Here is a 7,330-nt window from a genome sequence, read left to right on the forward strand (position 1 = left end):
AAATTACGAAAAAAAGACCCTTCAGAAAGGATCAGGTGATTCTAGCTGAGGTTAAACCTCGTTTAATTGTAATGCTCTAGAGTCGTATTGCTCTATGTAACATTAGAATAATATAAATTATATATCTGTGCAATCAAAAGATATGATATATTATTTTACCCTTAATTGAATCATATGATGGCTCTAATATTTGAATAGTGCCTGAAGGATCAAATCTATTTATCTTTTTTACCCTTAGTTTACTTATACTTCTAAAATATATCATTGCCTTACTCGAACTGATAGTTATAGTCGAAATAATGTGTATATGTTATTGATATATATACCACTACCCTATGTGTACCTGGTACCCACACATATACTACTGTCCTATGTGTGCCTGGTACTCATACATATACTACTGCCCTATGTGTACCTGGTACCCACACATATACTACTGTCCTATGTGTGTCTGGTACTCATACATGTACTACTGCCCTATGTGTACCCAGTACTCATACATATACTACTGCCCTATGTGTACCTGGTACTGCTATGTATACCACTGCCCTATGTGTGCCTGGTACTCATACATATACTACTGCCCTATGTGCGCCTGGTACTCATACATGTACTACTGCCCTATGTGTACCTGGTACTGCTATGTATACCACTGCCCTATGTGTGCCTAGTACCCATACAAGTACTACTGCCTTATGTTATATGATTCTAATACTTATAACATTGATATGAGATATATTATTATTAGTTAGATACAAACTTAATGAATATGCTACCGCTTCATATATTGCTTATTACATAACAAAACAGGCCCCAAGATTTTCGGAACCTGAATTATACAATCCATAATTTAACGAAACTTTAAACTTCTTTATTAAAAGAGATTTTTATCATAGTATTCTCTGAACACTTTACGTGATTCTTTTTCTATATTTTCTTTAAAATGATTTATATAATATTCGTCATTCTTATCTTTATAAATAAACACATCTGATCTTGTTAAGTCCAGCGTTGCAGGATTTAGAGATACTTCACTAACTTCTTTAACATATCTCATTCTGTTCGTTCTTCTTGCTCCCATTCTTTCGATAATAGCTTTTTTATTAAATAAATCATATACTTCTTTAAGTTTTTCATCAATTTCTTCTAAAATCTTATTATGTTCCTGATCAATTAATTTATATTCCTTACTAAACATAACTCTAAAATTTTTAACTTCTTTCTCACTCACATTATTCTCTTGCTTTATTAATTCATCCTCGATTTTTAGAATTTCTTTTTCATACGTATTTATTAACTCTTGCATTTTTAAAACGTCTAACAGATTTTTTTCTTTATTAGTAATGCGAATCTTATTTTTTAATTCTTCGATTTTTCTCACAAAATTTGTACGATTACTTAGTAAAGCGTATGACCTTTCTTTCTTTTCTTTGATTGGTTTTAATAATTTAGGTAAATTGTCCTCTAAACCGTCAATTTTTACTTCTGTTTCTTGTACTTGATTCTCTAAGCTTTCTTTTTTCAATAATGGCATTTATTCCATCTCCTTTTATTTATATTAGATTAATTATTAATTTCTGTGACTTACATCTAAGTTCCTTATATTCTCAATATGTTTTTTGTAAGCTTTTTTCTGAATAGAGTTATTAAAAGCTTTAATATGTGCATTTTTCTGAATAGAGTTATTAAAAACTTTAATATGTTCATTTTTCTTTAACAAAATACTATTTTGTAATGAGTTTACTTTAAATATTCCTGGAAGATTACGGCCTACATTTGATATTTCATCCAAATATTGATTTCTGTACATTTTCCCCATTCAACAAATCTCCTTTCTTTAAATAGTTCTATATAAAGCAGAATTAAGCTATTCTTTATATATTTCTAATCCAAGTAACAAAGCTAATTTTAATAATGCTTCTTTTTTTAATTGGTAATATTTCGTTTTCCCGATACATAAATCATAATAAATATCATAATCACTTGTTTCATTATCAGATAGAAATTTATTAATGATAATATATTTTTCATCTTCGTTTAACTGTTCTACTATCTCAAAAAGTAATTCCTTTAGTTGATTTCTTTCTTCTATAAGTTTCTCTCGTTTAAGGTTTTCGTATGCTGATCTTTCAATAGCATTTAAACTTCTTACTGTAGAAGCAGGCATAGAATTATATGATTGAGTGATTTTTGGCATAGTTCTTTCAGGTAATACCCTTATGAGATAGTTATATCTCTTTAATAAAGCATTAACATTTTTTATAGTGCTTTTAATATCAATGTGTTTTATCATTGTTGCATTTAACATCTATTACCTCCATCCGCTTTTTTATAGGATGTTTGTTATTACCTTTGTCACCGTAATTAACAGCATTTAATCAAAAATTATATTATTTACAATTATTAAACATCATTATTAGATCGGACTATCATCCTTATATTTTTTAATAAAGAATGGTTATTCTTAAACAAGAGTTTACATAATCTAATTATACTTTTAGTCGTTTCAACCAGGTTACATATACAGCCGTTACACATATTGCGATTTTATTCTTATATCATCACCACCGCTTTACAATATTTTCAGAAACATGATTGCATGTTATATTAGTATTATATTTATCTACACACTTTGTCTGTTGCTCTTATAAATATGTATGCTTTGTTACCCCTCGCTTATAACATTGCATATATCATTTATTGGAGCTTTTTTATTTTTGTTTTTCAAAGTTTCTTCTCTAAATCTTTAGAATAAAGGGGGTCGGTGAATCGCCACCCCCTAAATACATTAAAATGAATTATTAATATTTTATCTTCATTCTTAAATGCCCTCGTAAAACGCTAGGTCACCACTATGAATGTAATAGCTCACTATTAATTAAATCTTGTAACCGCTTCTTACGTCTCTTACGCTGGATAGACATATTTAATAGTCTTTCTTGTTTCAAATTTTGTATATACATTAAAACAGTATCATCTTGCTGTATACTATTACTTTTCTCTTTACGTTTAAGGTAGTTATTACGATTCAACTCTTTCATACGTTCGGCATTACGCTTTCTATACTCCTTCATGTATTCCTTTCTATCTACCTTTTTCATGCTTCCTTACTCCTCTCTTATTTCTGAAGCAATTATATTTTAATTCCGCTTTCTAAAATGAAATATTATATGGCATGTATTTAATTTTTACATCTTGTTTTATATATTTGATCTGCACTAAAGATTACTTAGTTCAGCTACTCTATTTAATTTTAGTAGATATTCCTAACTAATTTATTTTTACAGCTTAACAAGTGTAGTTATTACTACGCTTGTACACTTGTTAGAATTTATATTGTTATTCTTCATCTTCATATATTTTTTAAAATTCTTCTTCATCTCTAGTTGGTAGCTTAAATGTTCGGTCTGGTGGTGGTGTCCTCTTCGGCTTTGTTACTCCGATACTTCTTTTACTACTGTTTTTAAAAAATAATATAAATAAAATTATAGTGATTATTACTAGGTTAATTGATAGATTTATCATGTTAATTCTCTTTATTCCTTCCTTACTTCTGATTAATTACTTAAATGTTTTATCTGGTGGCTTTGGTTCTCTTTTCGGATCCAGTTTACCAGTTTCATAAATATCTCCATGTCTATTCCTACCTAATGTAATCCCTATAACAAATGACGATATTACCAACATTGTCTCGGCTAGTAGAAAATACATTCTTTTCACTCCATTGTTTTATTTTTTACTTATTCTACTGTTGTAATAATTATCATGATTCTGAAATTAATAAATGCTTCCAACAATCAGAGAACGGAAATCTTCGTTTTCTAGAATTAAGTTAGGATAACCCAAAAATGTGTTATTCTAATTTTTTATTTAAATGCTCATAGAGAGTCGATAACGATAAATGGTATTATTTATCATCTTTCTATCTATCGGCTCATTATCGAGTAAATACGTTTAAACATTGTTATGAATAACATTCGTTTCATAATATCTTTATCCGTCCATATAAACTTTAAAGCTATCCAGGTTATATATAATTTGTGTTTAAAGCTATGACTTAATAATCCTACATGTAAGTTATGAATTTCTAACTTTGAATTTCTTACCCCAGCAATAAATTTACATCCACTACTGTCAATAGGCTTTCTTGTTAATAGTAAATCGTTCTTAAAATCAATTTTCATAGTTCCGTTTTTAAGTCTAGATATATTCATATTAGCCCTCTTTCTTAAAATGCTGGCATTGTTCTATAATCATCAGAAACAACTTTTAAAACGTCTGTCGTTGTTCTGTCAAAGATACGGGACTTAATGCGTTGCATATTCTTATTCTTGCTAAAATCATCATCACTTAAGTTACTTGTATAGATGTTTGCTTTGCCCTGGCGTACTTCGATGATGTTTTCTAGCGTGTTGATCTCGAAAGGTGTCCCTGATGTTATCATGATGTCATCTAGGATAAATACATCACATTTCTCAATCGTTCTGAATATCTCTGTTTGTGTCATATCGTTACCATTATCCATTGTTTCTCTTATATTCCTCATGAGCGTATTAAACGGGATAAAGTAGACACTAAAGCCACGTTTCACTAACTCTTTACCGCATGCTACAGATAAATGTGTTTTACCTGTCCCCATTGTCCCGATTACTGTTAATGTCTTCGGTGCTTCCTTATCTAGTGAATTACTAAAGTACTTATAACCTTGGTACAGATTTCTAACACTTTCGTTTAAATCTTTTTCAAAGTTCTCGAATGTACTCGCCTTTAAGTTTTCAGGTATCTTACTGATACGCCAATAGTAATGAATCTTCTTAGTGTCTTTGCTTCTAACCTTTGTTTTAATCTCACAATTACATAACTTTTCAGTATGATCTTCATATACCGCTATATCGCATTTTCTTCCGCATTTATCACATATTGCGTTGTAATTTACGCTAAGTAGCTTACTTGTAACGATACCTTTATCTAATAAATAACGATTGATAGCGATAGGATCACTAATCTCATAGGCCTCTTTAATAATTGTATTTTGTTTCATGCTGTCCCTCCTCTTACAAGTAATAGCTTTCGTATGCCTTACGTTCTTCATCAGTGAATGAAGCTAGACCGCCTTTACCTTTCTTAATCTCTAACGCCTGGAATGACAAATCAGGTCTATCTCCGAACTTATTCGGCACTGCGTTTCTATCATTGTTATAGCTGTATGACTGCTTCGGTTGGTTACGTTTATCTTCAAACTGTTCAACCGCTTCAAGTGTCTTTAACTGTTGCTTACGCCATTCTTTTGTTAAGTAATCAATGAAGCGGTAATCACGATTACCAGCAAGAGCCGACTTCTTAATGGCGTATAACATAATCTCTTTACCGAACATATCAAAATCATCTGATAGCTTATTAATAACTGTTAGTGGTGGTGTAGCTTGTATATCACTTTGATAAAGCTGTATCACTTCGGCAAAGTCATTTTTAGGATTAGGCTCTATAACAACATTATTTATATTATTTAATTTATTTAATTTATTGTTTGTTTCTTTCTGATTTTTTTCTGTTTCTTTTTCGTTTTCTTTCTGTGTATTTTCTGTGTTTTTTTTGTGTCTTTTTTCTAAATCTACATTTTGGAAAAAGTCATAATTTACAATGGTTACAACCGTTTTTTTGGTGTCTTTTTTTAGTATAATCATTTCATCGCTTTCCAAAGCTTTTAAAAAACTATCTACTTTAGTTATTGACCATTTCCATTTATTACTTAATTTTCTGAGTGATGTCAGTTTAGAACCTCTTTCAATAGTGGTTAAAGTTCCATCAACAAGCACTTTCTTATCTTCATAATTTGCTTCTAATAGTAAATCTAACCAAGCTTCATATCTTGAAAATTTTCTATCTTCAAGATAAAGCCAATGATCTGTTATAGATCTATGCAAACTTATCCAGCCTTTCCCCCTCATTCATCATCCCTCACTTTCTTTTATGTATCTGTACTTAGTATTGATGAATATATTTAATGTACTTATTTGTTAGCTTTCATTTGTTTCTGGCTTATCAGTTCATAACAAATAATGACTATTAACCCATATAAAATAATAAGTTGATACATGATGTATGAAACACTTATAGTTTCAGCTACACAAAACAATATAAACGGATATATAAATGCTTTTAGAATGTTTTTCATGTGTTTAACTCCTTTAAGATTAAGGGAGCTAATATAAATACTTTAAACACCTCTATTAAAGAGATATAGTTTATAACTCTTTGCTCCCTTTTCAATAATCAGTAAATTTGATATAATATAAAAAAGTATTTTTTAAATATCTTTGTTTGTTGGTATCACTTCGCTTTGGTCGGCTTGAGTGGTATCAACTTTTTTATTTTCTTCTTTTTTAGCTTCATTGAATACTGTTAATAGTTCTTCGCGTACCTCATGTAAATTCTTTAAATACATTTCTAATAAATCTCTATGCTGATCTAAAAATATGAATTGTTCTCTATAACTTAAACAATGTGATTCACGTTCATATTTGTTAGATAAACATGGTTTGTGGAACACATCATCTTTAAACCATGTTAATGTTGTTTCTAACATTTCAAATTTATCCGTTAATATATCCAGCTTCACAAGTGCATTATCTAAATCCCATAAATTGTTTTTCATATTAACTCTCCTTATAAATATTTTTTGTGTTTAGTTTTTAAAAACTCTATAAACGTTTCTATGTGTACAAGTGTCAAAGTAGATGATACATCTACACATATCCTACCTTTAAATTCTTCCATATTCTCCGCTTCTTTCAAAAATCTATAACAAGTCGGTTTACTTACATCGAATAAATTGGGTAAGGTTGAAACCTTACAATATATCATCTCAGTACGCTTTATCTGGTTAGGACTTAAAATGACATTATTCATTCTAGGTTTCTCTTTTAAACTCAGCACCTTAGTCATATTCATTCTCCTTTCACTTTAAATATAGAACTCCTAAATCTTTTCATAACCGTAAAATTGGTTAGGTGTAATACCTAAATAAGAACATATCTTTAATACTGTTGCTGAATCAGGATTATTTGTTTTTTCATGATAAATACCTGTTAGTGTTGTTCTACTTATACCTGTCTCTTTACTAACTTTGCTAATAGTTATTCTTTTAGCTCCCAAAATTAGACTTAAATTATTCTTCATAGGCATCTCCTTTGTACTTAATTTTCAAAATTGTACTGTGAGTACAATTTAAGTTTTACATATGTTTTTTGTTTTGTCAACAATTAAAATGGTTGTACTCACTGTACAAAATGTTAAAAATAATATATATTTTTGTTGAGGTGAATATAAT

General features: G+C 29.5%; 10 protein-coding genes. All 10 read right to left on the reverse strand.

Going from position 1 to position 7,330, the window contains the following annotated elements; translation table 11 throughout:
* Positions 1-874: 874 nt before the first annotated feature.
* On the reverse strand, positions 875-1,534 hold the full coding sequence (locus tag CD152_RS11645) for a hypothetical protein (protein WP_103214815.1): 660 nt from the start codon (positions 1,532-1,534) through the stop codon (positions 875-877).
* 36 nt (positions 1,535-1,570) lie between these two features.
* Complete coding sequence (locus CD152_RS11650; RefSeq protein ID WP_103214816.1) at positions 1,571-1,819, reverse strand: hypothetical protein; 249 nt, start codon at positions 1,817-1,819, stop codon at positions 1,571-1,573.
* A 48-nt stretch (positions 1,820-1,867) separates the two neighbouring features.
* Positions 1,868-2,308, reverse strand: a complete 441-nt coding sequence (locus CD152_RS11655) for an ArpU family phage packaging/lysis transcriptional regulator (protein WP_103214817.1) — start codon at positions 2,306-2,308, stop codon at positions 1,868-1,870.
* A 544-nt stretch (positions 2,309-2,852) separates the two neighbouring features.
* The gene (locus CD152_RS11660) at positions 2,853-3,101 is read right to left on the reverse strand and encodes a hypothetical protein (RefSeq protein WP_103214818.1); all 249 of its coding nucleotides are present in this window, start codon (positions 3,099-3,101) and stop codon (positions 2,853-2,855) included.
* Positions 3,102-3,561: 460 nt separating this feature from the next.
* Positions 3,562-3,711 carry a hypothetical protein gene (locus CD152_RS12030; RefSeq protein ID WP_169926211.1) on the reverse strand — a complete coding sequence of 50 codons (150 nt, stop codon included), beginning with the start codon at positions 3,709-3,711 and terminating at the stop codon, positions 3,562-3,564.
* A 517-nt stretch (positions 3,712-4,228) separates the two neighbouring features.
* Positions 4,229-5,041: an ATP-binding protein gene (locus CD152_RS11670; protein WP_169926212.1), complete on the reverse strand. Its 813-nt coding sequence runs from the start codon at positions 5,039-5,041 to the stop codon at positions 4,229-4,231.
* A gap of 13 nt (positions 5,042-5,054) precedes the next feature.
* Positions 5,055-5,924, reverse strand: a complete 870-nt coding sequence (locus CD152_RS11675) for a DnaD domain protein (RefSeq protein WP_146034118.1) — start codon at positions 5,922-5,924, stop codon at positions 5,055-5,057.
* Positions 5,925-6,307: 383 nt separating this feature from the next.
* The gene (locus CD152_RS11680; protein WP_103214822.1) at positions 6,308-6,655 is read right to left on the reverse strand and encodes a type II toxin-antitoxin system toxin TscT; all 348 of its coding nucleotides are present in this window, start codon (positions 6,653-6,655) and stop codon (positions 6,308-6,310) included.
* Positions 6,656-6,666: 11 nt separating this feature from the next.
* The gene (locus CD152_RS12170; protein ID WP_232237459.1) at positions 6,667-6,945 is read right to left on the reverse strand and encodes a hypothetical protein; all 279 of its coding nucleotides are present in this window, start codon (positions 6,943-6,945) and stop codon (positions 6,667-6,669) included.
* A 33-nt stretch (positions 6,946-6,978) separates the two neighbouring features.
* On the reverse strand, positions 6,979-7,179 hold the full coding sequence (locus CD152_RS11690; RefSeq protein WP_103214823.1) for a helix-turn-helix domain-containing protein: 201 nt from the start codon (positions 7,177-7,179) through the stop codon (positions 6,979-6,981).
* Positions 7,180-7,330 lie beyond the last annotated feature (151 nt).

Source organism: Macrococcoides caseolyticum (assembly GCF_002902665.1).
Classification (GTDB): domain Bacteria; phylum Bacillota; class Bacilli; order Staphylococcales; family Staphylococcaceae; genus Macrococcoides; species Macrococcoides caseolyticum.

Bases quoted from the DNA above. Each gene is read 5' to 3' on its own strand.
- CD152_RS12030 (WP_169926211.1), bottom strand. From the start codon at position 3,711: ATGTATTTTCTACTAGCCGAGACAATGTTGGTAATATCGTCATTTGTT.
- CD152_RS12170 (WP_232237459.1), bottom strand. From the start codon at position 6,945: ATGACTAAGGTGCTGAGTTTAAAAGAGAAACCTAGAATGAATAATGTC.
- CD152_RS11655 (WP_103214817.1), bottom strand. From the start codon at position 2,308: ATGTTAAATGCAACAATGATAAAACACATTGATATTAAAAGCACTATA.
- CD152_RS11690 (WP_103214823.1), bottom strand. From the start codon at position 7,179: ATGAAGAATAATTTAAGTCTAATTTTGGGAGCTAAAAGAATAACTATT.
- CD152_RS11650 (WP_103214816.1), bottom strand. From the start codon at position 1,819: ATGGGGAAAATGTACAGAAATCAATATTTGGATGAAATATCAAATGTA.
- CD152_RS11645 (WP_103214815.1), bottom strand. From the start codon at position 1,534: ATGCCATTATTGAAAAAAGAAAGCTTAGAGAATCAAGTACAAGAAACA.
- CD152_RS11680 (WP_103214822.1), bottom strand. From the start codon at position 6,655: ATGAAAAACAATTTATGGGATTTAGATAATGCACTTGTGAAGCTGGAT.
- CD152_RS11670 (WP_169926212.1), bottom strand. From the start codon at position 5,041: ATGAAACAAAATACAATTATTAAAGAGGCCTATGAGATTAGTGATCCT.
- CD152_RS11660 (WP_103214818.1), bottom strand. From the start codon at position 3,101: ATGAAAAAGGTAGATAGAAAGGAATACATGAAGGAGTATAGAAAGCGT.